Origin of the sequence: Gordonia sp. (in: high G+C Gram-positive bacteria) (assembly GCF_049299075.1) — a bacterium.
Taxonomy (GTDB): Bacteria; Actinomycetota; Actinomycetes; order Mycobacteriales; family Mycobacteriaceae; genus Gordonia.
Genome location: NZ_JBAQWU010000141.1, coordinates 1 through 2045 on the forward strand (window position 1 = coordinate 1; position 2045 = coordinate 2045).

Consider the following 2045-nt stretch of genomic DNA (forward strand, 5'->3'; position numbering starts at 1 on the left):
GTGGTGGACGTGCCGGTCGCCGATCCGCGCGCCAGCGGGGCGTCGGTCGCTGCGGTGAAGCGGCCGGACAATCCGGCGATCATCGCTGTCGGCGCGCAGTTCGGTGACACCGAGCAGCTGGTCGCCCGCGTGCATGCGGCGCGGACCGTGCCGGAACTGCCCGGTGGTGGGCAGCTGGTATTCCCAGGCCGCCGGGTGATCGCGCTGTACGGTTCGCCTGGGTCGGTGGCGCTCGGTCCGCTGGGGCGTCAGGACCTGCCGGCCACCATCAAACTCGCGCAGCAGACAGCTGCGCCCTACCGCACGCTGTCGGCTGAACCGGTGGTCCCGGGATTCGAGATCATTGTGACGGTTGCGGCAGCCGAACCCGGCTATCAGGGCAAATACACCAACATCATCGATCCGAAGCTCATTGAGCCGTGGGTCGATGCTGCGGCCGACGCCGGGATCTACGTGACGCTGGATTTACAGCCGGGCCGGATGGACTTCCTGACCCAGGCGAAGATGTATCAGGGTCTGCTGGAGCGTCCGAACGTCGGTTTGGCACTGGATCCAGAGTGGCGCCTCAAGGACGATCAAGTGCACCTTAAACAGATCGGCGCGGTAGCGCCGGAAGAGGTGAACCGGACGGCGGCGTGGCTGGCCGCGCTGGTGCGGAACAAGGAGCTTCCGCAAAAAGCCTTCGTGCTCCACCAGTTCGACGCCGACATGCTCGGCGACCGGGCGAAGCTGGATACGTCGTTCCCGGAGCTTGCCTTTGTCCTGCACGCGGACGGTCACGGAACCCCGCCGGTCAAGATGGGGACATGGAATCGGATGATCTCCGGGCTGCCGCCGAATATCTGGATGGGCTGGAAGAACTTCTACAAAGAAGACAAGCCGATGTTTACGCCGAAGCAGACGATGGGCGTTCGCCCGGTGCCATACTTCATCTCGTACCAGTAGACGACGAAAGAGGCGCGCTCATGGCATTCGATGCGGCAGCGATGGGTGACGGCCCGGAACTCGCGAATCGGCGGGACCCGCTGGATATCTTGGGCGCGCAGGACACCTGGCGGCTGGCAGATTTGGTGCCGGTGCGGCACGAGCGGATGGCGGCCACACCGTTCACCTTCTACCGCGGGGCGGCCGCTGTGATGGCCGCTGACCTGGCCTCGACCCCGAACAGCGGAATTATGACGCAATTGTGCGGAGACGCGCATCTGTCTAACTTCGGTCTCTTTCTGTCGCCGCAGCGCCGAATGGTCTTCGACCTCAACGACTTCGACGAGACACACCCGGGTCCGTTCGAGTGGGATGTCAAACGGCTTGCGGCGAGCATGGTGGTGGCGGCCCAAGGCAATGGCTTCTCGGACAAGGAAGCGCGCGCCGTGGCCAAGCAGGCCGCCCGCGCATATCGGCGGACTATCCGTGACGCGGGGAGCAAAGGGGCGCTCGCCGCCTGGTACGACCACCTGGACGTCGACGAGGTGATGGAGGCGATCGGCGACCAGCTGGACACTGCCTCCAGTAAGCGGACTCGCAAGACCGTGAACAAGGCTCGGCACCGCAACAGTGAGCAAGCGCTCGAAAAGCTCTGTGTCACTGACGATGCCGGTCAAGTCCACATCAAGAGTGACCCGCCATTACTCATACCCGCCGGTGAGGTTTTTCCGCATGCATCCCCCGAGGACGTACACCAGGCGTTCGTCGATCGTTTCGACGCATACCGGAAGTCGCTGCCCCCGTACGTGGCGACGCTGACGTACCAGTACTCGCTGGTGGAGATGGCGCGGAAGGTGGTCGGGGTCGGCAGTGTCGGGACGCGCTGCTGGATCGGCTTATTCGACGGAGATGTGAACGGCGACCCGTTGTTCCTGCAGATGAAGGAAGCATCGGAATCGGTGCTCGCACCGTACGTCGACGTTCCTGAGTTCCCGAATCAGGGGGAGCGGGTGGTCTTCGGTCAACAGCTACTGCAGGCGTCCAGCGACATCCTGCTCGGCTGGCTCTCCGCGCCGGGCTTTTCGAGCGACAAGGACGGAAAGGCGGAGAAGTCCATCGGG

General features: G+C 64.1%; 1 protein-coding gene and 1 pseudogene. Both read left to right on the forward strand.

From position 1 onward, the window contains the following. Positions 1–945, forward strand: a pseudogene (locus WAW85_RS04755) (hypothetical protein); the annotation flags it as partial. Between the two features lie 20 nt (positions 946–965). Further along, positions 966–2045: DUF2252 domain-containing protein (locus WAW85_RS04760; protein ID WP_422558497.1), on the forward strand; the 1080-nt coding region annotated here is incomplete at its 3' end.